The organism is Corynebacterium sp. H128, assembly GCF_037482625.1.
In the GTDB taxonomy this organism is placed as follows: Bacteria; Actinomycetota; Actinomycetes; order Mycobacteriales; family Mycobacteriaceae; genus Corynebacterium.
Genome location: NZ_JBBHKW010000006.1, coordinates 12,738 through 36,019, shown reverse-complemented (window position 1 = coordinate 36,019; position 23,282 = coordinate 12,738). Strand labels below are relative to the sequence as shown.

Here is a 23,282-nt window from a genome sequence, read left to right as displayed (position 1 = left end):
CCGTTCCCCGAAAAGGTGCACTCCTTTTTGGGCAAACCTACCCCGCACACTGGGAACAGGTATTCTTGATACCTGTACTGCAATCTTCTTTAAGGGAGTTACATTGGCAAAAATCATTTACACCCGCACTGACGAGGCTCCACTGCTCGCGACCTACTCGCTGAAGCCAGTCGTGGAAGCTTTCGCTTCTACCGCGGGCATTGAGGTGGAGACGCGCGACATTTCCCTCGCTGGCCGTATCCTGTCCCAGTTCCCAGATTTCTTGAGCGAGGATCAGAAGGTTGCTGACGCTCTTGCGGAGCTCGGTGAGTTGGCAAAGAACCCTGAGGCCAACATCGTTAAGTTGCCAAATATCTCGGCTTCGGTCCCACAGCTTAAGGCCGCTATCAAGGAGCTGCAGGCCCAGGGTTACGCGCTGCCTGACTTCCCTGATGCACCAGAGACTGCTGAGGAAAAGGACATTCGCGCGCGTTACGACGCCGTGAAGGGCTCTGCCGTTAACCCAGTTCTCCGCGAAGGCAACTCTGACCGCCGCGCGCCAATCGCTGTGAAGAACTTCGCTAAGAAGAACCCACACCGCATGGGTGCTTGGTCCGCTGACTCCAAGACCAATGTCGCGACCATGGATTCCGATGACTTCCGCCGCAACGAGAAGTCCGTCATCATGCCAGCCGCTGACACCCTGACGATCAAGCTGGTCAAGGCCGACGGCTCTGAGGAGATCCTCAAGGACGGTCTGAAGGTACTGGAGGGCGAAGTTATCGACGGCACTGTCATGCGCGTCGCCGCCCTCGATGCGTTCCTCGCAGAGCAGATCAAGCGTGCTAAGGAAGAGGGCGTCCTCTTCTCTACACACCTCAAGGCAACCATGATGAAGGTCTCCGACCCGATCATGTTCGGCCACGTAGTCCGCACCTTCTTTAAGGATGTTTACGCTCAGTATGGCGAGCAGCTCCTGGCAGCCGGCCTTGATGGAGAGAACGGCCTCGCAGCAATCTACTCCGGTCTCGCAGAGCTAGAGAACGGTGAAGAGATCAAGGCAGCCTTTGAAAAGGGCTTCGCTGAGGGCCCAGCAGTTGCCATGGTGAACTCCGATAAGGGCATCACTAACCTGCATGTTCCTTCCGATGTGATCGTGGATGCCTCTATGCCAGCTATGATCCGCACCTCCGGGCACATGTGGAACGCTGCGGGCGAAGAGCAAGACACCTTAGCCGTTCTTCCGGATTCCTCTTATGCAGGCATCTACCAGGTAGTCATCGACGACTGCAAGAAGAACGGCGCCTTCGACCCAACCACCATGGGCACCGTCCCTAACGTTGGTCTGATGGCGCAGAAGGCTGAGGAGTACGGCTCCCACGACAAGACCTTCAAGATCTCTGCCGATGGCAAGGTTGTCATCCTCAACTCCGCCGGCGAAGAGCTCATGGATCACGAGGTTTCCGCAGGCGACATCTGGCGCGCATGCCAGGCCAAGGATGCTCCTATCCAGGATTGGGTCAAGCTTGCTGTCACCCGTTCCCGCCTGTCCGGCATGCCGGCAGTGTTCTGGCTCGACACCGAGCGTGCACACGATCGTAACCTGATCACCCTGGTGGAAAAGTACCTGAAGGACCACGACACCGAGGGCCTGGATATCCGTATCATGTCCCCGATGGAAGCTACGCAGTTCACCATCGACCGGATGCGCAAGGGCGAGGACACGATCTCTGTCACCGGTAACGTGCTGCGTGACTACAACACCGATCTCTTCCCGATCCTCGAGCTAGGCACCTCTGCCAAGATGCTGTCCATCGTGCCGCTGATGGCTGGCGGCGGACTCTTTGAGACCGGTGCGGGCGGATCTGCTCCTAAGCACGTTGAGCAGCTGGTCAATGAGAACCACCTGCGTTGGGATTCCCTCGGCGAGTTCCTCGCTCTAGCGGAGTCGCTGCGCCACTTCGCCAACACCGCCGGGATTCAGAAGGCTGCTGTGCTTGCCGACGCCCTGGACAAGGCAACCGAGAAGCTGCTCGATGAAAATCTCTCCCCTTCCCGCAAGGCTGGCGAGATCGACAACCGCGGCTCCCACTTCTTCCTGACCAAGTTCTGGGCAGAAGAACTAGCAGCCCAGTCCGAGGACGCTGAGCTGGCTGGCCTGTTCCAGCCGATCGCAGCCTCCTTGGCCGCAGCGTCCACCGAGATCGAGAAGGACCTCCTGGACAACCAGGGCTCCCCAGTCGACCTCGGCGGCTACTACGCTCCGAACGAAGAGAAGGTCAACGCTGTCATGCGTCCTTCAGCTAAGTTCAACGAGATCATCGACGCGCTGAAGAAGTAGTCTCAGCGACTCCGTCGTATTAAGGCCCGGTCTCACCCATTTTCGATGTGGTGTGGCCGGGCCTTTGCCATGCTCTTCGAAGGCAAAAATTCGGTTTCCCACTACACTGGGCGAGCATGAACCGCGAATTCGACATCATCTTGTTCGGCGCTACCAGCTTCGTCGGGAAGCTTACCGCCGCCTATTTGGCAGAGCACCACAAAGATCTCAGTATCGCCATCGCCGGACGAAACTGGGCCAAGCTCCAAGACCTGCGACTGCCTTTTACCCCACTCAAAGCAGATGCTGCCAACAAGTCAGAGCTTGTTGAACTTGCCCGCAAAGCTACCGTCATTATTTCGACTGTCGGTCCTTATACGCGTCACGGAGACATGCTCGTAGACGCTTGCGCTGAAAACGATACGCACTACGTGGATCTGAGTGGGGAAGCCCTGTTTATCCGGCGCACAATAGATCGCTGGCACGGCAAAACTGCTGCCAAAATCGTGCATTCCTGTGGCTTCGACTCAGTGCTAAGTGACATGGGCATGTTCCATCTTTCTGAAAAGGCCGAGGGCCGGCCGTTCAGTGAGGTCGTTATGGCCGTCGATAAGCTCAGCGGCGGGCTATCCGGAGGCACCGTCGATTCGATGCGCGAGGTGAGCAAAGATGCGAAGCGGATGCCTAAGGGCGGAGCTATTTTGCATTCCCCGTATTCGCTGTCGCCGGACCACACTCGTGAGCCGGACTTGGGGCCGCAGCCAGATTTCGAGGCTGCGTACGTTCCTCTGCTCGGGCAGTGGTCGGGCCCATTCTTCATGTCGATGTTCAATACTCGGGTGGTACGCCGCTCTAATTCCTTGCAGGGATATCGCTATGGAAAGCGATTGCGCTATCGCGAGGTTGTCCCCACCGGGTCCGGACTTGGCGGTCAATTGCGCGCAAAGGCGTTGCTGGCGGCAATCGGGGCAGCTTTTTCTGCGATCATGGTGGATAAACTGCGAAAGCCCCTGTCCAAGGTGGTGCCGGAACCAGGCGAGGGCCCGAAGAACCTCGATGACGGCGGTTTCCTCATCACTCACCACGGCAAGCTGGAGGACGGTTGCCTGCTCACTTCTCGTGTGATGGCGGACGGCGATCCGGGGTACAAGGTCACCGCGATGATGCTGGCGGAGGCGGCTGTGGTGCTCGCGACGCACGCCGAGGGTTTGCCGGAGGCTACTGGCGTCCTCAGCCCCGCCACTGGCTTGGGTAAGCCGTATCTTGCGGCGCTCCAGCGGGGCGGGATGAAGTTTGCTTAGCCAGGCGCAAACCGGCGTGTAGCCAGCAGCATCGGCAAGCTAGCAGCACCGAGCACCGGGATTGCGCGCCTTCTCAGCGTAGCGATCCCGGAAGTACTCCCGCTCGGTGGGCACCGGGCTATCCGGGTGATGGACTCGAAGGTGGGCAACGTATTTTTCATATTCACGTTCCCCCACGATCTCACCAAGCCACCACCAGATCGCCTTAATGACGCGCATGAACCGCCGGCCCCCTTTCGGCCCACTGCTCTGCCAGCTGCTTTTCGACGTCCGTAGGAATCATGCCCGTCGGAGCAAAGTAGGCAGAAGGATGCTCGGGGTCCTCGCTGGTCGGGGTTTCCTCTCCACGGCCTTGGGCGGCGATGGTGCGGACACATGCCCAGAGAGCTGCCAGCACGACCACGAGGGTCAGTACTGCGAACAAGATGGAGAGAATGCCCTGGATCATGGTGTTGCGTATTACGGCATCGATGGCTTCGATAGATTTCGCGGTGCCAAACTCCGTTAGCCCCTGGGCCTTGGCATCGGCGAAGCGGTTGTGCTGAGCAAAGTAGCCAATCTTCGGGTCTGCGGCGAAGATCTTTTGCCAGGAAGCGTACATCGTGACGATGAGGTCCCACGCTAGCGGTACCCCCGGGATCCAGGCCCATTTCAGCAGGCCCTTCTTGATCACCACGACCAGTACCAGTGATAGCGCGATAGCCGCGAGCAACTGGTTAGCGATGCCGAACAGCGGGAACAGCACATTGATTCCACCGAGCGGATCAGTGACGCCCATGATCAGAATCGCGCCCCACAGTGAGCATACGAAGATGGTGGAAATCCAGTGGCCCAGTGTCCATGATTGGTCACGGAACTTCTTCAGTCCAGGAACGTTTGCCAGGGTATCGGTCATCATGAATCGGGCAACGCGTGTTCCGGCATCAACTGTGGTCAGGATGAACAACGCCTCAAACATGATGGCGAAGTGGTACCAGAAGGCCTGCATCTCTGGATGCCCGAAGATACTGGTGAGGATTTCGGACATACCGAAAGCGAGGGTCGGTGCGCCACCGGTACGGGAGATCACCGTATGCTCCCCTACTGCCTGTGCAGCTAACGTCAATTGTTCTGCGCTCAAGCCTGCGCCGGGAATTCCCAGGCCGTTGACGAATGCTGCAGCAGATTCTGGTTTACCACCAGTCATGGCTAAAGGCGCGTTCATTGCGAAGTACAAGTGACGGTCCAAGATCACGGCCGTGATGAGAGCCATGATGGCCACGAAGGATTCCATCAGCATGCCGCCATAACCGATCATTCGCATCTGGGTTTCCTTCTCCACGAGCTTCGGAGTGGTACCTGAGGAGATGAGGGCGTGGAAGCCGGAAAGGGCGCCACAAGCGATGGTGATGAAAAGGAAGGGGAACAGGCTGCCGGAGAAGACTGGCCCCTGCCCACTCCGCGCAAACTCCGTGACAGCAGGCATGTGAACCTCAGGGCGGTCAATCAAGATTCCTACTGCCAGCAGCCCGATCACGCCGACTTTCATGAACGTGGAGAGGTAATCGCGCGGTGCGAGCAGCAACCATACGGGCAAGATTGCGGCGATCACACCGTAGATGATCAGTGCCCACGCGAGCGTGAGCTTGGAGAGCGTAAACCACTGCACTCCCCAATCCGTGTTGGCGACCCAACCGCCAGCCACGATGGAAAACAGCAGGAGGAATACACCGATGACCGAAACTTCCATCACCCGGCCTGGCCGTAGGTAGCGCAGGTAAATGCCCATGAACAATGCGATTGGGATGGTCATGGCGATGGAGAACACGCCCCAAGGTGACTCAGCTAGCGCGTTGACCACAACCAGGGCCAGCACAGCGATGATGATCACCATGATCGAGATGACTGCGAGGATGCCGGCGGCGCCTCCGAAGCGCCCCACTTCATCGCGTACCATTTGGCCGAGTGATCGCCCACCGCGGCGGGTAGAGACCCACAGCACAAGGTAGTCTTGCACCGCGCCAGCGAGAATGACGCCGATCACGATCCACAATGTTCCTGGCAGGTAACCCATTTGAGCTGCCATAACAGGACCAACGAGTGGGCCAGCGCCGGCGATAGCGGCGAAGTGATGGCCGAACAGCACACGACGGTCCGTCGGCATGAAGTCTTTGCCGTCGTTGCAATATTCGGCCGGGGTTGCTCGCGAGTCCTTTGGCCGCACGATTTTGTATTCGACGAGTCGTGCGTAGCCAGCGAAGGCGATGATGTACGAGCCGACGGCTGCGCATACGAGCCACACTGCATTTACAGTTTCACCACGGTGAAAGGCGATCATTGCCCAACCGGCAGCCGCAATCACCGCAATGATCAGCAGGAAAAGCTTCTTTTTGGTAGTCATAGGACGCTTGTCATCCACGCCCACGGGAAGATCTGTTGCATCAGTATGCAGGAGGGTGACACGTTCGGGGACTTTTAGTGCTTGGCTCATGCGCCTACTGTCCTTTCCGGTTAATTCCGCCGGTTACCTGGTTTGCGGATATATAACAATTAGACAGGAAATTGACTTGTCTCACAATAGCCACTTACATAGCCACCCCTAACACGAGCAATCATGGGCAACTTCCATCACCAATCCACACCCCAGCGAACAAAGCCGTCTACCCCCAACACCGTCACTACCTGCACAAACTAAAAATAATAGACAAAGCTGTTTACATAGACTGAGCTGTCCGCTACATTTGTGTGAAATTCCACCGAAAGGACACACCATGAGCAAGTACGACAACTCCGACACCTCCCAGTGGGGCTTTTCCACCCGGGCGATCCACGCCGCGCAACCAGTAGACAGTGACAATGGCGCCCGAAACCTCCCGATTTATCTCACCTCCAGCTACGTCTTCGACTCTGCCGAACACGCATCCAAGCGTTTCGACCTCTCCGATGCCGGCCCGGTCTATTCTCGACTCACTAACCCGACCGTCAGTGTTGTGGAAGACCGCCTCGCAAATCTCGAAGGCGGCGTACACGCAGTACTATTCGCATCCGGCCAGGCCGCCGAGACTGCCACGATTCTCAACCTGGCCGAGGCCGGTAGCCATATCGTCAGCTCACCGCGCCTTTATGGTGGCACCCAAACACTATTCCAAGTCACCCTGAAACGGCTCGGCATCGAAACCACCTTCGTGGAAAACCCCGACGACCCCGAGTCCTGGCAAGCAGCAGTGCAGGAAAACACCGTCGCCTTCTACGGCGAAACCTTCGGCAATCCAGTAGCAGATATCCTCGACATCCCCGCAATCGCGGAGGTCGCACACCGCAATAGTGTGCCCCTCATTGTGGACAACACGCTTGCCACTGCTGCCGTCGTCAAGCCCCTCGAGCTCGGCGCCGACATCGTGGTAGCCTCCCTAACCAAGTTCTACACCGGCAACGGCTCCGGCCTAGGCGGCGTGCTTATCGACGGCGGAAAGTTCGACTGGACGGTAGAAAGAAACGGCAAACCCGTATTCCCGCAGTTCACCACCCCAGATCCGGCTTACCATGGCCTAAAATATGCTGAGCTCGGAGCCCCTGCGTTCGGGCTGAAAGCCAGGGTCGGTATCCTGCGTGACACCGGCGCCGCCCCTTCCCCGTTCAATGCTTGGGTTACTGCCCAAGGACTTGACACCTTAAGCTTGCGCCTCGAGCGCCACAATACGAACGCGCTGGCCGTTGCCGAGTTTCTCAGCGAGCAGGAAAAGGTGGTCTCTGTAAACTACGCAGGTCTCCAGTCCTCCCCATGGTTCAGTGTGAAGGAAAAGCTGGGTCTGCAGCATGCCGGAGCGGTGCTGTCCTTCGATGTCGCCGGTGGTCGCGAGGAAGCGTGGCGGCTCATCGACGCGTTGAAACTGCATTCGAACCTCGCCAACGTTGGCGACGTCCGGTCCCTGGTAGTCCATCCTGCCTCCACCACTCATTCCCAATCTGATGCCAAAGGCTTAGAACGAGCCGGAATCAGCCAATCCACGATTCGCCTTTCGGTGGGCATTGAGGATATCGAGGACATTATTGCTGACCTTCGCGCCGGGCTCCAGGCCATTTAGAAAGCAGGCTGAAAGATGCAGACCGTAGCAATTGGAGACTTCACCACTGAGGCTGGGGCGAGGATCCGCGATGTGACCATCGCTTATCAAACCTGGGGCGATCCACGCAGTGAGAACGTCGTGCTCATTGAGCACGCGCTCACCGGCGACAGCGACGCTACTGGCTGGTGGCCCGGGCTCATCGGCCCGGGGTTGGCGATTGACACCAACTCCAACTACGTGATCTGCACGAATGTCATCGGTGGCTGCAAAGGCTCCACCGGCCCGTCCTCGCAGCATCCCGACGGCGGCCGGTGGGGTTCGCGATTCCCTGCGATCTCCATTCGAGATCAAGTGGCGGCTGAACAGCGAGCGTTGTCAGCTGTTGGAATCGATCAGGTATCTGCAGTGATCGGCGGATCAATGGGCGGTGCCCGCGCACTCGAGTGGGCTGCGATGTACCCCGATCGCGTCGCCTCAGCCATGATTCTCGCAGTATCCGCCCGTGCCAGTGCGTGGCAGATCGGTATCCAGGCCCAACAGATCGCCTCGATCGAAGGCGACCCTGAGTGGCGGGGCGGCGACTATTACGAACACGGCCCTGGTCCGATCTCCGGGATGAGTACTGCGCGAAAACTCGCCCATCTGACTTACCGCGGCGAACTGGAAATCGATGAACGCTTCGGCACAGATGCACAAGCTGGTGAGGATCCCCGGGGGCCGTTCCGCTCGCGGGAACACCGCTTTGCGGTAGAAAGCTATCTGGACTACCAAGCAGAGAAACTCGCGGAACGTTTTGACCCCGGCTCCTATGTCACCCTTACGGAGTCCCTCAATAGGCATGACGTGGGTCGCGGCCGTGGTGGTCTGAACCGAGCCCTCACTAACATCACCGTTCCCACCTTCGTAGTCGGCGTAGACACAGACATCTTGTACCCGTACCACCAGCAAGAGCACCTATCGCGAAACCTGGGAAACCTACTTGGAATGGGAAAGATCGTCTCCCCGGTGGGGCACGACGCGTTCCTCACGGAAACCCGTCAGTTGGATCAGCTCATACGCCGGTTCTTCCGACTCGCCGGACAAACGCATACTTAGCACTCGTGAGAGCTAGCCTTCGCGCCACTCAACTAGCTTCCGAGCGAGTCCACCGAAACAGCTAGAAACACCATTACCAGGCCCAGCACCGTCTCAAAGAACACATCAAAGTTCCGTGACCGCACTGCAAGGACGCCTAGTAGCTTTGAGTCGCAGGTCAGACGAACCACCGCCAGCAGGCAGAGCGCTCCGCCGAGGACGAAGGTGGCCCGCCGCCAGTGCTCCGTCAGCGCGCATACAGCCGAGAGTGCAACGAAAAGCACGAAAGCGAGCAACGCGATACGCTGCAGCAGTGGGGATAGTCGCGAGGGCGGCATGCCCTCATCATGCGGATTTCTGAGCGCGGCTGCAACGTGTGGTGGTGGAGGTGGCAACAACGGCATGATTGCCTAGTTTGCCTGTTGTTCCGCTCGTTCGACAACGTTGCGAACGAGGAATGCACGGGTCAATGGTCCGACTCCCCCGGGGTTTGGTGAGACGAAACCTGCTGTCTCCCAGACGTCCGGGTGGACGTCGCCAAGCAGCTTGCCGTCTTTGCGAGACACCCCAACGTCTAAGATTGCTGCCCCAGGCTTCACCATGTCAGCGGTCAACATGTGCGGTTGGCCAGCGGCGGCAACGATGACATCCGCAGTGCGCGTCTCCGCAGCCAAGTCCTTAGTGCCGGTATGGCACAACGTCACGGTGGCGTTTTCAGAACGCCGGGTCAGCATGAGACCGATAGGGCGACCAACAGTGACACCACGTCCGATCACCACCACCTTCGCGCCAGCCAGTTCCACATCGAAACGACGCAGCAGAGAGATCGCACCGTTCGGAGTACACGGCAATGGGGCGGGCTCGTTCAGCACCAGCTTGCCGAGGTTAACTGGATGCAAGCCGTCGGCATCCTTGGCTGGATCAATAGCTGCGAGTACTGCGTTTTCATCGAGATGCTTCGGCAAAGGCAACTGCACGATGTAGCCAGTGCATTCAGGATCATTATTGAGCTCCTGGATAACCGCGAGCAGCTCTTCTTGCGACACGTCTGCTGGAAGATCCTTACGGATCGACTTCACACCGATCTGTTCACAGTCGCGGTGCTTCATCTTCACATAGGAATGGGAAGCAGGATCGTCGCCGACCAGCACAGTTGCCAGCCCGGGCACGATACCTTTGTCTTTCAGCGCAGCCACGCGTTCCTTAAGGTCTGCGAAGATCTCGTCGCGGTACAGATTTCCATCCAGCTTCGTAGCAGTCATGGCTTTCATTATTCCACGGTTTGTTCACCCTTCCGACCGCGCGGTGCTTATCGACGCCAACTCCACGCGTATCCTCAATGGTTATGCACGTCGAATCCCCTTTTGCCCACGTCATCTTCGAGCAACCCGTCATCCCACCTAACACGGGAAACGCGATCCGGATGTGCGCGGGAACCGGAGCGATTCTGCACCTGACGGGCCCGCTGGGATTTGATTTGGCAGAGAAAAACCTCCGGCGAGCGGGGTTGGATTACCACGATCTCGCTGATGTGCGCGTCCATGAGAACCTTGACGCTGCTTTCGACGCGATCCCCGGCGCGCGGGTCTTTGCCTTCACTGCGCACTGCGAGAATAGTTTCGCAGATGTGCAGTACCAGCATGGGGATGTGCTGCTCTTTGGTACCGAGCCAACCGGTTTAACGGACTATGCCCTCGGCCACGACCGCATCACCCAGCAGGTACGGATCCCGATGCTGCCAGGTCGTCGCTCGATGAACCTATCCAACGCGGCGGCAGTTGCAGCCTATGAGGCGTGGCGACAGCTGGGCTTCGTTGGTAGCTAGACCTCGCGCACGTTGATCGCGGCCAAGCCGGCGTCGGCTAGCGCTACTTCGCGGGAACCCACGTTGACCAGCTGCATCCCCCCGAAGGCTGCCTCCCCCAGGCTCAACTGCTGACCTGGCACAATGCCATGTTTGGCCAGGTAGCGCAGCAACTCCGGGTCCCCATCATGGATGCGTAGGACTTCGACTACCGTGCCCGGCTCAATCTGTCCGAGATGCAGGCGGTCCATATCCTCGACCTCCCCCTGCGCGGTAGGGATCGGGTCACCGTGCGGATCGTGCGTGGGGTGGCCCAAATGCGTATCTAAGCGGGCAATGAACTCATCCGATACCGCGTGCTCAAGCATGTCTGCCTCTGTGTGAACCTCATCCCAGCTATAGCCCAAGGTCCGAACGAGGAACGTTTCGATCAAGCGGTGGCGGCGCGCCATCCCCAACGCCAAGGAGCGCCCCAGGTCGGTCAGAGTGATCCCACCGTAGCGCTCATGGTGCACGAGGTCTTGGGCTCCCAGCCGCTTGATTGCCTCCGAGGTAGTGGAGGTCCGTTGCCCCAGGATGGCGGCAATTTCCCCCAGGCTTGCGGGTTCGCCGGTGCGTTCCGCAATATCCCACAGGATTTTCAAGTAGTCCTGAGTCTTCATGGGCAAGTCAGAAACATGCATGAGCTTTACTGTAGTAGACCGCTCCGCCGCCATAGGCCTGATAGGGCAAAGCAGCATCCTCCTGCCAGGGCGATCATTCCGCCAGCAGACAAGCTAAGCCCTACTGCTATCGTCAATCCGAATACCGCTAACGTGGCGCCCAAGACTGCAGAGCCAGCCAGGAACCATAAGGGATCCTTCGCGGTAGTCCACAAAGTCCCCGCCGGAGCCGCGATCAATGCGATCGGCAAGATCGTGCCGACCGCGGGGATACACACGACAACCGTCAGACAGATGAGGATGAGCACGATGGCGTCGAAAAGCGCGGTGCGCTGACCAGGAAAGTTACGGTCAAATGCGGTGTAGACCAACGGCCACCGCAGCGCCCACACCACAGCCCCTGCGATCAAGAGCAGCCCTGTAGCAGCGGCGATATCAAGGGCATTGACTGTCAGAATTGAGCCAGTGAGGAAAGAGTCCACCCGCAGCGGGAGCGGCTGAAACCACTTTGCCAAAAAGTAGCCTCCGGAAAAGCCCAGAGTGAGCACAACGCCTGCCGCTGCTTGGGCGCTAAGCCCGGCGCGCACTTCCAGTACACGCATCATGCCGGCCAGCGGGATACACGCTGCGAACGCCCCGAGAAACAAGAACACAGAGAGCCCAGACGCACTGATCCCCGGGACAAATGCTGCCGCCAAGACCACACCAAGCACGGCACCGGGGAACGTAGCATGAGTGATCGCTTCACTAAAGAACACCCGCCGGTGCAATACCGCCACAGCCCCGACCAGACCGGCAGCTGCGCCGACGCTAAGCGCCTCGACGAGCGGAAAAACGGGGATCATCGCACACTCCTACTAACAGTTCGGGCAAAGAGCACCAAGAAAAACACGCCGACCAAAGCCAGCGAAACTGCCGCCTGCGGGGACACCGGTCGACTGCTGCTTTGCAGCATCCACCACATTCCGACAACACTGCCGAGGGCGGCGACCGCCACGGACCAGGCCACCATTGCAGCCGAAGTCGGGGCGACGAGGCGCGCGGCGGCGCCCGGGACCACCAGGAATCCGACCACGAGCAGGACCCCGACCACGGAAGATCCGGCGACAACGACTGCCGCGATCGCTAGATTCAGTATCAACTCACAGCGCCAGCCCACGATCCCGGCCCCGGCGGCCGCCTGTGGATCAAAGGCGAGAAAGACTTGCGAACGCCAGCTCAACAGCAAAAGCGCTAGTGCGGCTAGGCACAGGACCACTGATTGCAAGAAGCGGGCCTCAGTCATCTCCAACAACCGCCCGAACATTAGCGCCTCTAATTGACCCGACTTGTCTGAAAAGTACAAGGCTGCGACGATGCCGAGGGAGTAAAAGGAGCTCAAGACCACTGCGGTGCCGGCTTCCTCTCCTGCGCTATGCGCGGAATGGGACCGCCGAAAGGTCAGGATCGCAGCAGTCACCACAGCCGCGAGAGATGCACCTACGAGAATCGACTCGGTGCCACCCCACACGAAGCCTCCGACGATGCCCGGAAACACCGAGTGCACCATAGCCTCGGCGCGAAACTCTGCTCGCTTCAGGTTCACTAGTGCCCCAGCAACGCCGGCGGCTGCGCTCAACACCAGCAACATCAGTAGGGGCCGTAGCAAATAATCGGTTCCTAGAACGTACTGAATTAAGTGCATAGCAGTTCGTCCACTCTGGCGTGAGCCAGCACCTGCTTGGTGGGACCACATGCGCGTTGTTTCCCGGCCAGTACCAGGGTGTATTCGCAGCAGCGTCGGGCGAGTTGCAGGTCGTGGGTAGAGCTGATCAAGCTCACTCCATCGGCCTTCAGCTCATCGATGATTTCTAGGAGAACTTCCCTACTGTCCGGGTCAAGGCCATTAAATGGTTCGTCCAACAGCACTAGGCTGGGATCGGCCACGAGGGCACGCGCGAGGAGGACCCGTTGACGTTGACCTCCTGACAAGGTTCCGAACCGGGCGTCTGCCTGATCCTCCAGCTGTACCCGGCGCAGCGCCCGTCGTACTCGGGCGCGGTGCTCCTGGTTCGGGCTGAAGCGCAGCCAGGAGCGCTGCGTATATAGTCCCATCCCGACAACTTGCTGCGCGGTTATTGGGAAGGTCAGGTCGAATTCGGTAGTTTGCGGGACGTAGCCAATCGTGGCATCAGGGGCCATGGCTACAGTTCCGGAGAACTGTCGTATTTGCCCGAGCAGGCCCTTGAGCAGGGTAGTTTTCCCCGAACCGTTGGGGCCGATCAGGGCAAGCGCTTGGCCCGCTGGCAGGTGAAAAGTTACCTCGGATACCGCGGGGGTTGCCGTATATCCGAAGCTGGCATCTTTAACGTTCAGCATGCTCGACCGTATCCTTTGGCGCGTATCCGTCCAAGGCAGCAGGCAGAGGCGCGGCGGTGCCGCCCCATGCGCTCACCAGGTTGGTGATGTTGTGAGTAATAGAGCCCACGTACGTTTCGCCGTCAGTGCCCGCAGGTCCGAGCGAGTCTCCATACAGGGCCTCATCTCCCGTGATTACCCGCACGCCCGCAGCGCGTCCAATTGCTTCGATGGATTTTGCACTGTTGGAGTTCTCCGCGAAGATCGAGGTTGCGCGCGCTTCTTTGACTTGCTGCACCCCGGCTTGGAGATGTTGGTTGGTGGCGTCTTGCTGTGAGTTGAAGTCTGATAGCGCGGAGCCGATGAACTTGATATCAAAGTCATGGGATAGGTAGCCGAAGGCATCGTGGGATGTGAACAGGATCCGGTCTTCTTGCGGTACCGTCGCCATGCTTTCCGACGTCCACCGCGCCAACTCCGCGAGCTGCTTTGTGTACGCAGCGGTGCGCTCCCGCCAGAGTTCTGCATGCTCCGAATCTGCCTGCTGCAGCGCAGCGCCGATGTTTTCCACCTGGACAGTCGCATTTTTAGGACTGGTCCACACGTGGGGATCGTATTTGAACTCCGGGGGCGCGCCGTCCTCTCCGTCGAAAGGCCACGGCGCTACCTCTACCTTCTTGCTGCCGTGATCAACGGTGTATTTTTCCTTCTCTGAGGTGCCCTCTTGGTGGCCTGAGGTTATGAGTTTGGTGCCCTCAAATCCAGAGGAGGCCACTGCTTGGTCGAGGAAGTTCTCCAGATCTACGCCGTTGCTCAGCAGTAGGTCTGCGCGATTGAGTGCCGCCATCTGCTGTGGGGTCATTTCGTGGTCGTGTGCAGAAGCGTTTGGGGCCAAGAGGCACGTCAATTCGAGTGCGGCTTCACCGGAGCCATGCGTGCTGGTGACGCCTTGAGAATCCGTCTTGGTAAATTCCAGCCCTTCGCCGCCTGCAGCGCTAGCGATCTGGGTGACATAGTCACAAATCTGCGTGGTAGTTGCCACTACTTTCAGCCCGGAGCTTCCTTGACCTAGCTGCGGCGCTGCGCAGGAGACGAGACAGCAACTAAGCGCCAGAGCGCTAACGCTGAGGCGGAGACGCGAATTTTTCACGTAGGTGTCCTTCTTGCTAGAGGGGTGGCGAGGCCCCTAATGGGCAATCGTCATGTTCAGAAACACCCTAGCAAGAAATTATTGCATATGAAATTCTTTGTTCAATGCCTTGAACTTATCGCGTTTTGAATGCTCGGCAGCGCGCGTTTCCGCAGTACTTCCAGCAGCTGCTGCGCATCCGCGAGTAGCAGCTGCTTCCCCGACATCTGCACTGGACCAGGAACCAGGTCAAAGCGGACATCAGCCAGCCCGAGGCCCTGCGCGATCGGACCGCGTTGTAGCGAGAGTTCTTGGATATGCTCCGGCGCAATCACACTCATTCGATGCCCAAAACGCCCAGAATGAGTTACCACCGCTCGCTCCCCCAGCAGGGTTACCGCCTGTTGACCTTGATCAATCGGCGATACCCACCACGCGGATTTCGGACTGCGATACTGCGGCTGCGTCGCCCGCTCCGGCTGAGCATGCGTGACAACGTCCTGCTCCGTGAGCGGGCTGAGCACGCACAACATCGCCAGGGCTTGCTCCCGAGTTCCCACCGGTAGCAACATCGACGTCCCGGCCTGCTTGTCTCTCATGCCATAGCCAGCGGTGGAAACGATAACGCTCCACCAGTTGAATGGCCGCCACAGCACTGGCTGGGCGATTTTCACCGCATGAATCCGAGCCAGCGGGATGGTTTGTCTGCGCTTATCAGCAAGCCCGTATGTGACATTCAAGGCATCATTGTCCACCTCAGCTGTAAAACGCCAACTCTTGTCCACGATCCCCCACACCCACGGCAGCAGGCCCACGAACACCGGGATCACCGCACCAAAGCCACCCGGCACGACAAACCCGAAAACAGTTGAAAGCAGCACCACGATGCTAGCTGGGTGAATTACTGCGGCGAGCAGACTGCGCTGAATAGGGATCTCTGGAATGAGAGCAGCATGTACTGGTTCTGTTAAGGGCCGTTCCTCCATGTCCTCACCACGCGCCCGCGCCAGAACTTCTGCGCAGACGCGCTCAGCCTTGGGTTTCCGCAAATAGAGAATCTCCAGGGTTGACCCCGCACCACCAGCGGTTTCAATCCGCACCTTTGCCACCCGGAAGATGCGCGCGATCACGGGTTCAACCACGTCCACGGATTGGATCCGTTCATAGCGCGCCGAGCGAACGGTGGTTGAGATAACGCCGTGTTTGAGCTCAACCTCGTCATCGCCGAGCCGGAAGCCCATCGCCCGCCACCATATTCCAGAAATCCCCCACACCAGCGCACAAGACAGTAAGAACACCCCGATACCCGCGGCGAACCACCACAATTGCACCTCTTCACCCCGCAGGAAATCCGCAATTTCCTTCAATCCGACGGAATTAATGTTCGCGATGATTACCGCGAACACCGCCAGGATTGTCGTCCAGAACTTCAACAATGGGGTCGCGCGATGCACGCGCTGAAATTCCCTCACAGCCCGTTCATCCTTTCGCGAGCCCGCTCGGCCAAGCGAGTGCGCAGCGCATCGGCGTCAGCTCCCGGCAGGCCCCGCACTTTGGCATCGCTTGTCGACGACGCCGTGTGCAGCTCTACGTGTTTAAGTCCAAACGCGCGCTCAATGGGGCCGGCCTTCACGTCGACGAACTGGATGCGGCCATAGGGCACCACTGTGAATACATGCCAAAGCTTGCCTTTGGTGAGGAGCAGTTCTTGCTCCGATTCAAGCCAGCCAAGCTTCTTTACCTGAGCTGGGATCAGCCAGAGCTGCCAGAGGAACAGGAGGAAGAATATTGTCGCTCCTACGTAGAACCAGGCGTCGATAAGCAGTGCCGGAATAAGGAAGCCAAGGATGGCAATCAATGTCCACGGCAAGACCACCAGGTATCGAACTTTGACAAGTTTGGGCGAGACCGGATGGAGCGGAGTTGTCATACCTCCCATCCTAAACCTGGATAACACAACGCCAGCGGCTCCCGACTTTTCGGAGAGACTCGCTGGCGATTGCAGTTGAAGGCGTTAAAGCACTACTTGCGCGAGGAAGGAACCCACCACACAGGAGGTAATCACGGAAATGAAACCCGGGATGATGAAGGAGTGGTTGAGCACGTACTTGCCGATGCGAGTAGTGCCTGTCTTGTCGAAGCCGATGCAGGCCAGGTCCGAAGGGTAGGTCGGCAGAATAAAGTAGCCGTATGCCGCGCCATAGAAGCCGACGATGAGCTCAGGGGCAACACCGAGCTGAAGGCCGATCGGGGCGATAGCAACGAGGGCGGCAGCCTGGGAATTCACCAGCTTGGATACGATCAACAGGACAATTGCATAAGCCCAAGGCGCGGTCTCCACGACACCACCCAGCGAGCCCTTGAGGGCGTCGATATGTGTCTGGAAGAAGGTATCTGCCATCCAGGCCACGCCGAAGACGGAGAACACGGCGGTCATGCCGGCCTTGAACACCGTCGTGTTGGCGATCTTGCCGGACTCCACCTTGCAGAAAATCAGGATGAACGCACCGGCAACGAGCATAACCATCTGGATGACCAGGTTCATGGACAGCGGCTCCATGCCCTTCTTACCCTCGAAGGCAGGGCGAAGCTTTTCAAAGGCACCGAGCACAACCACCACGGCGATGGCGGTGAAGAACGTCCACATCGCACGGAAAGACTCCTTGGGGAAGACCTTTCCGATCAGGGTCTCGGAGGAACCGTAGACCATGTCCTTGAACTCCGGATCCTTCATCCGCTCCTGGAATTCCTCGTCCTTGTCCAGATCCTTACCACGGCGCAGCGACCACAACGCCGCGAGCAACACGCCAGCCAGCGAAGCGGGAATTGCCACCATGAGGATCTGCGGGATCGAATAGGCCTTTTCGATGACACCGGCGTCCTTGGCCAGGATCGAGGCGAGCGACACGGTAGCAACCGACACCGGCGAAGCGGTAATACCCATCTGCGCCGAGGTGGAAGATACTGCCATCGGGCGCTCCGGGCGAATGCCCTTCTTAATCGCGATGTCCTCAATAATCGGGAACATCGTGTACACCACGTGGCCCGTTCCACACAGCACCGTGAGGAACCAGGTAGTCAGCGGCGCCAGGATGGTGATCATCTCCGGCTTCTTACGCAGCAACTTTTCCGCGTATTGCATCATCACGTCTAGGCCACCGGCTTGTTGCAGTGTGGCGGCGCAGCCGATCACCGCGATGATGGTCAGCATGACGTCGACAGGCGGCTTGCCCGGCTCAAGGCCGAACAAGAACACCATGAGAAGCAGGCCAAAGCCTGAGATCAAGCCAAGGCCAATGCCGCCATACCTAGTACCCAGGAGGAGGCAGAACAGGACGACGGCGACTTGCAGGACTATCGCTAGCGTTGTTGATGGGTCGAGAATTGTGGCGAGCACAGATCTCCCCTTTCAAGGTGGGAATCCCTCAGTGAGATTCAGTTTGTTGATTATTTCCAACTTAAAACTGAATCGGTTATGTTGGAAAGTCAACATTCATAGACATATCCCACATCGTTCCAGCTTGACATCACGCTTTAGCGGTGCCTTAACTGCCCACACTCGTCGGATAGGGATTCTCTCCGGGTCATTGCCCCCACGATTCTTCCGTCCGCTAATCTGATTCAGGTCAGCACTTCCAAGCAAAAGAGGCGGCCCATCAGTGTTTACCCTGCTCAAAGCCCTGTGGATCATCGGCATCACTGCTGAAGGAATGACCGGCGCTTTGGCTGCCGGCCGCCGGAAAATGGACCTCTTCGGAGTAGGCGTCATTGCCTCCGTTACCGCAATCGGCGGTGGCTCTATCCGAGACATACTGCTGGGCCACTACCCCCTGTCCTGGGTGGCCGAGCCCCATTGGCTGCTGCTTATTTGGGCAGCCTCCCTGCTTACTGTGAGCATGCCGTTTCTGCTCGAGAATTTCCGTGTGATGTTCCTCGTGCTCGATGCCATCGGCCTCTCTGCTTTCGCAGTGATCGGCACCGAAGTAGCGATACGCCAAGGTCACGGCTTCATCATCGCGGTGGTGGCCTCAGTGATCACCGGCGTGTTCGGAGGCGTACTGCGAGACCTACTCAGTAACCAACTTCCGCTGGTTTTCCAAAAGGAGCTGTACGCCTCCGTTGCAGTGTTAGCCACGTGCGTCTACTTCTTCATGGATTGGCTTGGCACTTCCGAACCAGTCACGGTTATCGTTTCCGTCTGTGTTGCCGTCACACTGCGTTTGCTCGCCATCTGGCGCAGCTGGTCACTGCCCGTTTTCGACTACCAGGAAAGAACCTAGCGCCGGATTTGGCTCACTGCTCGGACGACACTGCCACGCCGAGGCCCCAATCGCGGGAGCGTCACCTCTTGATATCAATCCCGTCATTGAAACTCACACCCCCAAAAAGTACATCCCACATCTTGCATACCGACAAAATCGAACATAGAAATTCCCTGTTGCCAATTAATAACAAAATCATCAGGAGTTTATAACAAATTATTGAACATCATTCAATTAGGTTTGGCTTACCTTAAACTGGCGACCGCAAGTTTTCCCCCCAACCTCAAGGAGTTCTTTCGTTTTGATTAAAAAACCCTCCGCTTTTCTTCAGCAGCACTATGCTGCTTTGCCGCGCTAGTATGCACACCGCTATCTAGCGCTTCCCCTACCGAACTGGAAGCCACCTACGCCACACAACACGATAGCCAGGCTTTGGACCAAGAGATCGATAAGTACACCGACACCGACGGTGTACCTCATTTTGACACGCAAGTCGCTCAAAATGCTGGAGCTTCTAAAACAGCAATCCGGGCAGGTGAGTACATCAATGGTTTTGCAGATCCAACTGCGACCAGAGGCCTTGATGGTTTCATGTATAAGTGGCGTTACTGTGGCCCAAACAACTCCCAACCAGGAGAGCCTCAGGAAGGAAAGCCAGCCGACGAGGCTTGCCGAACACATGATGTTTGTCTACGGGATCAGTCCGATTTGAACGCAAAGAAAGCTTGCGATCAGGCGCTTATTGATTCCACTCAACATGAACTGGATCATAATGCGGGTTCGTATACCTGGGACGAAATCGCGCATCTTCACGCAATGAAGCACGCCATTTCGTGGGCACGAGACAATTGCCGAGTCCAGAATCCACTAGGAGTTTGCCAAGGTAAGCTCCTCTAGGTTCCTATAGAAAGAGCTATGGAAAAGTTTGACAATATCCTCAGCCGCGTAACTCTCATCGCCGCCTTTCTAGTGGCGGCGCTGGTCTGCGCCGACGAATTCGGAGCCAGTGACGCGTTCCGCGTCGCGGCCGCCATCCCCTTGACCATCGCGGCGATTATTGTGGCCGTCCGCAAGCGCCAGTTCACCATTGCGGCGCTAGCAATCCTCGCCCCGTGGATCGACATCGTGCTGATGCTTTTCGCCTTCACGTTGTTCGGATTCAGCTTCGGGATGGGCCCCTAGGGCGCCGCTACCTAAAGTCCCGCGACCCCCTGCTCAGCCACTCCCCGACGGGGAGTGGCTCCAGGCGATCTGCCACCAGCGTCGGCGCGCCCGCCGCATTCTGAATTATGCCCCGAACGAGCAAGGCCTTCGCGGTACGCGCCACTAGGCGCTGCCGAGACCACAAGCCGGGAGAGATCAAGACGTTAATCAGCCCAGTTTCATCCTCCATGCCAAGAAAGGTCACCCCGCTCGCGGTCTGCGGACGCTGTCGATGCGTCACCACGCCTGCCACCCGAATCCTCCTCCCATCTTCCACTTGGAGCAGCTGGTTCGCTGTTGTAACTCCCTGCTGCGCCAGCGCTGACCGCACTATCGACATAGGCTGCGTATCGGGCGTTACTCCGGTGGTTGCGATATCCGCCACCAGCAACTCAAAGGCATTCATTCCCGGCAGTGCCGGGGCCGAAATCGCCGAGAGCCCGGGCAGCATGCCCTCTTTTTCCGTCGCAGCCACGCCCGCCTCCCATAATGCCTGCCGACGATCCACACCAAAGCAATCCAGGGCACCGGCTTTGGCTAGGGATTCCATGTGAGAAACACTCAAGTGTGCGCGGCGGGAGAGGTCCGCAATCGAGCTCAGGGGAGCCTGGTTCCGGGCGTCGATAATGCGCTGCGCAGCCTCCGCACCCAGCCCGCGCACCAGATTCAGACCAAGCCGGATCGCGCCCTGTGGACAGTCTGCCTCAACCCCAGATTCCGCGACTGAGACCGGCAGGATGCGCACACCATGGCGGCGTGCATCCTGAATCAGAGACTGTGGCGAGTAAAACCCCATTGGTTGGGCACGCAACAGCCCCACACAGAATTCTGCTGGGTAGTAATACTTGAACCAAGCCGAAAAGAATACGAGGCTGGCAAAGGATTGGGAGTGCGATTCCGGGAAACCGTAGGCGGCGAAGGCCACCATCTTGTTCCACAAGTTGTCTGCTATCTCACCCACGATGCCATTGTTTTCCCGCAGCCCCGTGAAGAATCGCTCCTTGAGGGCCGCCATTTTCGCCGGAGAGCGTTTCGAGCCCATCGCACGGCGCAGGGCATCTGCTTCCGCCCCGGAAAACCCGGCGGCATCCCGCGCCATCTGCATGAGCTGCTCCTGAAAAAGCGGTATCCCCAGCGTTTTGCGCAGGGCGGGCTCCAGGCAGGGATGGTCGAAGCTAACCGGATCCTGACCGTTACGCCTGCGAATGTACGGGTGCACCGAACCGCCCTGGATCGGGCCGGGACGAATCAGGGCAACCTCCACCACGAGATCAAAGAAGTTACGGGGTTTGAGCCGAGGCAGCGTAGACAATTGCGCGCGCGATTCCACCTGGAACACGCCCACAGCATCCGCACGAGAGAGCATCTCATAGATGTTGGTATCGGTGAGGTCCAGCTCCCAAAGTCGCACCTTCTGCCCGCGATGTTCCTGCACCAAATCCATCATGTGATGCAGCGCCTCGAGCATGCCCAACCCCAGCAGATCAAATTTCACCAGCCCTGCGGAAGCGCAGTCATCCTTATCCCACTGCACGACCGAGCGGCCTGCCATGCGTGCCCATTCCACTGGCACGACATCTGCGATTGGTCGATCGCAGATCACCATTCCTCCAGAGTGAATGCCCAAGTGTCGTGGTTGCCCTTTAAAGCGGGCTGCCAACTCGAGTACGCGCTCCGGAGGTTCCGCGCTTCCCCGCGACCAGGCATCACAACTGCCCTGTGGGTATCCGAGGGCCCTGCCCGCATCACGGATCGCCCCCTTCGTGCGGTAGGTGATCACGTTTGCCACCTGAGCAGCGTTATCGCGCCCATACTTGTCATAGACATACTGGATTACTTCCTCGCGCCGACCGGATTCGATATCAATATCGATGTCTGGCGGCCCATCGCGATCCGGGGAAAGAAAGCGCTCAAAGAGCAAACCCGCCTGGATCGGCTCTACTGCGGTAATACCGAGGGCGAAGCACACAGCAGAGTTCGCAGCCGAACCGCGGCCCTGGCACAAGATATTGGCACCTCGGCAAAAATCCACCAGGTCCATAACAATGAGGAAATAGCCGGGGAAGTCCAGCTGCTCGATTACTGACAGCTCGTAATCGATCTGCTGCTGGGCCCGATGCCGCACCTCCGCAGAACGCCCTGCATAGCGCTCGACATAGCGCTCCTTGGTGATCTGCCGCAGCCAACTCATTTCAGAATGCCCGGGAGGAACATCCCAGTGCGGCAGGTTCGGGGCAATAAGGTCCAGCGTGAAGGCGCATTCAGCAGCGAGCACCACAGTGTGCTCGATCAGATCATGCGCATCCGGTAGCGCTTTCTTCAGCGAATCGGCGCTCCGCAGCCAGGTGCCTCCCATTGGATGCAACTGTGGTTCGGCGCTTCCCAGATCAAGACGCAAGTTCAGGGCGTTCTTGGCTGCAGCTAAACGCGCATCGGGAGCTGTTGCGGCGTTCGGGACACAAGAAACGATTCCCGGTAGTCCCCAGTTCGCTTGCATCTCACGCAGCTCAGCGAGCCGGTCTGCGTCTTCCGGAATCAACTGCACCTGATGCTCCAGCACAATGTTTTCAGCTCCGAATACCGCTAGTAAGCGTTCAATCGCCGGAAACCACCGGTGATCTACCAGAATCACCCAATGTGCAGCATGTACTCCCAGTTCCTCAAGCATCGGATAATGGGTGTCTTCTTTAGTTCCGCCAGCCATTCGCGCCATCGAAATAACCCGGGATAGTCGACGGTAGCCCTCGGGGGTGCGGGCGAGCACTGTGAGCGGGGCGTCGATAAGCGATAGCTCGGCACCAAAAACTGTTTCAATCCCAGCCGTGGCGGCAGCTTCAGCGAACTTCACGGCCCCATAGAAGCCGTCTCGATCCAACACTCCTAACGCGGGCATGCCTAGCTCCGCTGCCTTAGCAACGAGGTCTGTCGGTTCTGAGGCGCCGACCAAAAAGTTGTATGAGCTATGTGCGTGCAACTCGGCGAAGCAATTTCGTACAGGCGTTGCAATATTCTCCGCAGCAGGCGTTTCCAGATGCAGCACAGATACCGGTGTTTCCACCCGACGGCCGCTGAGGATTCTTTCCAACTTAGACCAGCTCAGCGGGCGCCCATTGAAGCCAACCGGACCGCCATTCCATTCCACGGCATCAGAGTAGCTAAATTAGA

Annotated in this window: 20 protein-coding genes; 7 read left to right on the top strand and 13 right to left on the bottom strand. The window is 58.3% G+C overall.

From position 1 onward, the window contains the following. Nucleotides 1–103: 103 nt before the first annotated feature. Together WG915_RS06780 and WG915_RS06775 are read left to right on the top strand one after the other, a co-directional pair. Entirely contained in the window at nt 104–2,320 is a 2,217-nt protein-coding gene (locus WG915_RS06780) for an NADP-dependent isocitrate dehydrogenase (protein ID WP_339564621.1), read from the top strand. Between the two features lie 116 nt (nt 2,321–2,436). Next, nucleotides 2,437–3,600 carry a saccharopine dehydrogenase family protein gene (locus WG915_RS06775; protein ID WP_339564620.1) on the top strand — a complete coding sequence of 388 codons (1,164 nt, stop codon included), beginning with the start codon at nt 2,437–2,439 and terminating at the stop codon, nt 3,598–3,600. Nucleotides 3,601–3,639: 39 nt separating this feature from the next. Here WG915_RS06775 and WG915_RS06770 read toward each other — a convergent pair whose 3' ends face one another. Together WG915_RS06770 and WG915_RS06765 are read right to left on the bottom strand one after the other, a co-directional pair. After that, nucleotides 3,640–3,819 carry a YbdD/YjiX family protein gene (locus tag WG915_RS06770; RefSeq protein ID WP_339564619.1) on the bottom strand — a complete coding sequence of 60 codons (180 nt, stop codon included), beginning with the start codon at nt 3,817–3,819 and terminating at the stop codon, nt 3,640–3,642. Continuing rightward, a complete protein-coding gene (locus WG915_RS06765) occupies nt 3,806–6,070 on the bottom strand; it encodes a carbon starvation CstA family protein (protein WP_339564618.1) in 2,265 nt (754 codons plus the stop codon). Before WG915_RS06765 ends, WG915_RS06770 begins: the two co-directional genes overlap by 14 nt. 280 nt (nt 6,071–6,350) lie before the next feature. Here WG915_RS06765 and WG915_RS06760 point away from each other — a divergent pair, with 280 nt between their 5' ends. Together WG915_RS06760 and metX are read left to right on the top strand one after the other, a co-directional pair. Further along, complete coding sequence (locus WG915_RS06760; protein ID WP_339564617.1) at nt 6,351–7,664, top strand: O-acetylhomoserine/O-acetylserine sulfhydrylase; 1,314 nt, start codon at nt 6,351–6,353, stop codon at nt 7,662–7,664. 15 nt (nt 7,665–7,679) lie between these two features. After that, the gene (metX, locus tag WG915_RS06755) at nt 7,680–8,741 is read left to right on the top strand and encodes a homoserine O-acetyltransferase MetX (RefSeq protein WP_339564616.1); all 1,062 of its coding nucleotides are present in this window, start codon (nt 7,680–7,682) and stop codon (nt 8,739–8,741) included. Nucleotides 8,742–8,773: 32 nt separating this feature from the next. Here the strand turns inward: metX and WG915_RS06750 are convergent, their stop codons facing one another. Both WG915_RS06750 and WG915_RS06745 read right to left on the bottom strand, forming a co-directional pair. Then, nucleotides 8,774–9,124: a DUF3017 domain-containing protein gene (locus tag WG915_RS06750; RefSeq protein ID WP_445227791.1), complete on the bottom strand. Its 351-nt coding sequence runs from the start codon at nt 9,122–9,124 to the stop codon at nt 8,774–8,776. Between the two features lie 6 nt (nt 9,125–9,130). After that, complete coding sequence (locus tag WG915_RS06745) at nt 9,131–9,982, bottom strand: bifunctional methylenetetrahydrofolate dehydrogenase/methenyltetrahydrofolate cyclohydrolase (RefSeq protein ID WP_339564615.1); 852 nt, start codon at nt 9,980–9,982, stop codon at nt 9,131–9,133. Between the two features lie 83 nt (nt 9,983–10,065). On the opposite strand from WG915_RS06745, the gene WG915_RS06740 reads away from it, so the two are divergent. After that, on the top strand, nt 10,066–10,545 hold the full coding sequence (locus WG915_RS06740; RefSeq protein WP_339564614.1) for a tRNA (cytidine(34)-2'-O)-methyltransferase: 480 nt from the start codon (nt 10,066–10,068) through the stop codon (nt 10,543–10,545). Here WG915_RS06740 and WG915_RS06735 read toward each other — a convergent pair. The 8 genes from WG915_RS06735 to WG915_RS06700 all read right to left on the bottom strand — a co-directional run bounded on the left by WG915_RS06735 (nt 10,542) and on the right by WG915_RS06700 (nt 18,049). Beyond that, the gene (locus tag WG915_RS06735; RefSeq protein ID WP_339564613.1) at nt 10,542–11,207 is read right to left on the bottom strand and encodes a metal-dependent transcriptional regulator; all 666 of its coding nucleotides are present in this window, start codon (nt 11,205–11,207) and stop codon (nt 10,542–10,544) included. The genes WG915_RS06740 and WG915_RS06735 overlap by 4 nt on opposite strands. A gap of 5 nt (nt 11,208–11,212) precedes the next feature. Then, on the bottom strand, nt 11,213–12,031 hold the full coding sequence (locus WG915_RS06730) for a metal ABC transporter permease (protein WP_339564612.1): 819 nt from the start codon (nt 12,029–12,031) through the stop codon (nt 11,213–11,215). After that, complete coding sequence (locus tag WG915_RS06725; protein WP_339564611.1) at nt 12,028–12,870, bottom strand: metal ABC transporter permease; 843 nt, start codon at nt 12,868–12,870, stop codon at nt 12,028–12,030. The genes WG915_RS06730 and WG915_RS06725 overlap by 4 nt, the downstream gene beginning before the upstream one ends. Next, on the bottom strand, nt 12,861–13,544 hold the full coding sequence (locus tag WG915_RS06720; RefSeq protein WP_339564610.1) for a metal ABC transporter ATP-binding protein: 684 nt from the start codon (nt 13,542–13,544) through the stop codon (nt 12,861–12,863). The genes WG915_RS06725 and WG915_RS06720 overlap by 10 nt, the downstream gene beginning before the upstream one ends. Continuing rightward, a complete protein-coding gene (locus WG915_RS06715) occupies nt 13,531–14,673 on the bottom strand; it encodes a metal ABC transporter substrate-binding protein (RefSeq protein WP_339564609.1) in 1,143 nt (380 codons plus the stop codon). Before WG915_RS06715 ends, WG915_RS06720 begins: the two co-directional genes overlap by 14 nt. 101 nt (nt 14,674–14,774) lie before the next feature. After that, nucleotides 14,775–16,124 carry a PH domain-containing protein gene (locus WG915_RS06710; RefSeq protein ID WP_339564608.1) on the bottom strand — a complete coding sequence of 450 codons (1,350 nt, stop codon included), beginning with the start codon at nt 16,122–16,124 and terminating at the stop codon, nt 14,775–14,777. After that, nucleotides 16,121–16,582, bottom strand: coding sequence for a PH domain-containing protein (locus tag WG915_RS06705; protein WP_339564607.1), 462 nt, complete (start codon nt 16,580–16,582; stop codon nt 16,121–16,123). Before WG915_RS06705 ends, WG915_RS06710 begins: the two co-directional genes overlap by 4 nt. Before the next feature lie 84 nt (nt 16,583–16,666). Continuing rightward, a complete protein-coding gene (locus WG915_RS06700; protein WP_339564606.1) occupies nt 16,667–18,049 on the bottom strand; it encodes an anaerobic C4-dicarboxylate transporter in 1,383 nt (460 codons plus the stop codon). A gap of 313 nt (nt 18,050–18,362) precedes the next feature. On the opposite strand from WG915_RS06700, the gene WG915_RS06695 reads away from it, so the two are divergent. Beyond that, on the top strand, nt 18,363–18,932 hold the full coding sequence (locus tag WG915_RS06695; RefSeq protein WP_445227796.1) for a trimeric intracellular cation channel family protein: 570 nt from the start codon (nt 18,363–18,365) through the stop codon (nt 18,930–18,932). Between the two features lie 897 nt (nt 18,933–19,829). Then, a complete protein-coding gene (locus tag WG915_RS06690; RefSeq protein ID WP_339564605.1) occupies nt 19,830–20,096 on the top strand; it encodes a hypothetical protein in 267 nt (88 codons plus the stop codon). Between the two features lie 7 nt (nt 20,097–20,103). Here WG915_RS06690 and WG915_RS06685 read toward each other — a convergent pair whose 3' ends face one another. Further along, the gene (locus WG915_RS06685; protein ID WP_339564604.1) at nt 20,104–23,259 is read right to left on the bottom strand and encodes an error-prone DNA polymerase; all 3,156 of its coding nucleotides are present in this window, start codon (nt 23,257–23,259) and stop codon (nt 20,104–20,106) included. Nucleotides 23,260–23,282: the final 23 nt, after the last annotated feature.

Bases quoted from the DNA above. Each gene is read 5' to 3' on its own strand.
- WG915_RS06775 (WP_339564620.1), top strand. From the start codon at position 2,437: ATGAACCGCGAATTCGACATCATCTTGTTCGGCGCTACCAGCTTCGTC.
- WG915_RS06770 (WP_339564619.1), bottom strand. From the start codon at position 3,819: ATGCGCGTCATTAAGGCGATCTGGTGGTGGCTTGGTGAGATCGTGGGG.
- WG915_RS06765 (WP_339564618.1), bottom strand. From the start codon at position 6,070: ATGAGCCAAGCACTAAAAGTCCCCGAACGTGTCACCCTCCTGCATACT.
- WG915_RS06760 (WP_339564617.1), top strand. From the start codon at position 6,351: ATGAGCAAGTACGACAACTCCGACACCTCCCAGTGGGGCTTTTCCACC.
- metX (WP_339564616.1), top strand. From the start codon at position 7,680: ATGCAGACCGTAGCAATTGGAGACTTCACCACTGAGGCTGGGGCGAGG.
- WG915_RS06750 (WP_445227791.1), bottom strand. From the start codon at position 9,124: ATGCCGTTGTTGCCACCTCCACCACCACACGTTGCAGCCGCGCTCAGA.
- WG915_RS06745 (WP_339564615.1), bottom strand. From the start codon at position 9,982: ATGACTGCTACGAAGCTGGATGGAAATCTGTACCGCGACGAGATCTTC.
- WG915_RS06740 (WP_339564614.1), top strand. From the start codon at position 10,066: ATGCACGTCGAATCCCCTTTTGCCCACGTCATCTTCGAGCAACCCGTC.
- WG915_RS06735 (WP_339564613.1), bottom strand. From the start codon at position 11,207: ATGCATGTTTCTGACTTGCCCATGAAGACTCAGGACTACTTGAAAATC.
- WG915_RS06730 (WP_339564612.1), bottom strand. From the start codon at position 12,031: ATGATCCCCGTTTTTCCGCTCGTCGAGGCGCTTAGCGTCGGCGCAGCT.
- WG915_RS06725 (WP_339564611.1), bottom strand. From the start codon at position 12,870: ATGCACTTAATTCAGTACGTTCTAGGAACCGATTATTTGCTACGGCCC.
- WG915_RS06720 (WP_339564610.1), bottom strand. From the start codon at position 13,544: ATGCTGAACGTTAAAGATGCCAGCTTCGGATATACGGCAACCCCCGCG.
- WG915_RS06705 (WP_339564607.1), bottom strand. From the start codon at position 16,582: ATGACAACTCCGCTCCATCCGGTCTCGCCCAAACTTGTCAAAGTTCGA.
- WG915_RS06695 (WP_445227796.1), top strand. From the start codon at position 18,363: ATGACCGGCGCTTTGGCTGCCGGCCGCCGGAAAATGGACCTCTTCGGA.
- WG915_RS06690 (WP_339564605.1), top strand. From the start codon at position 19,830: ATGGAAAAGTTTGACAATATCCTCAGCCGCGTAACTCTCATCGCCGCC.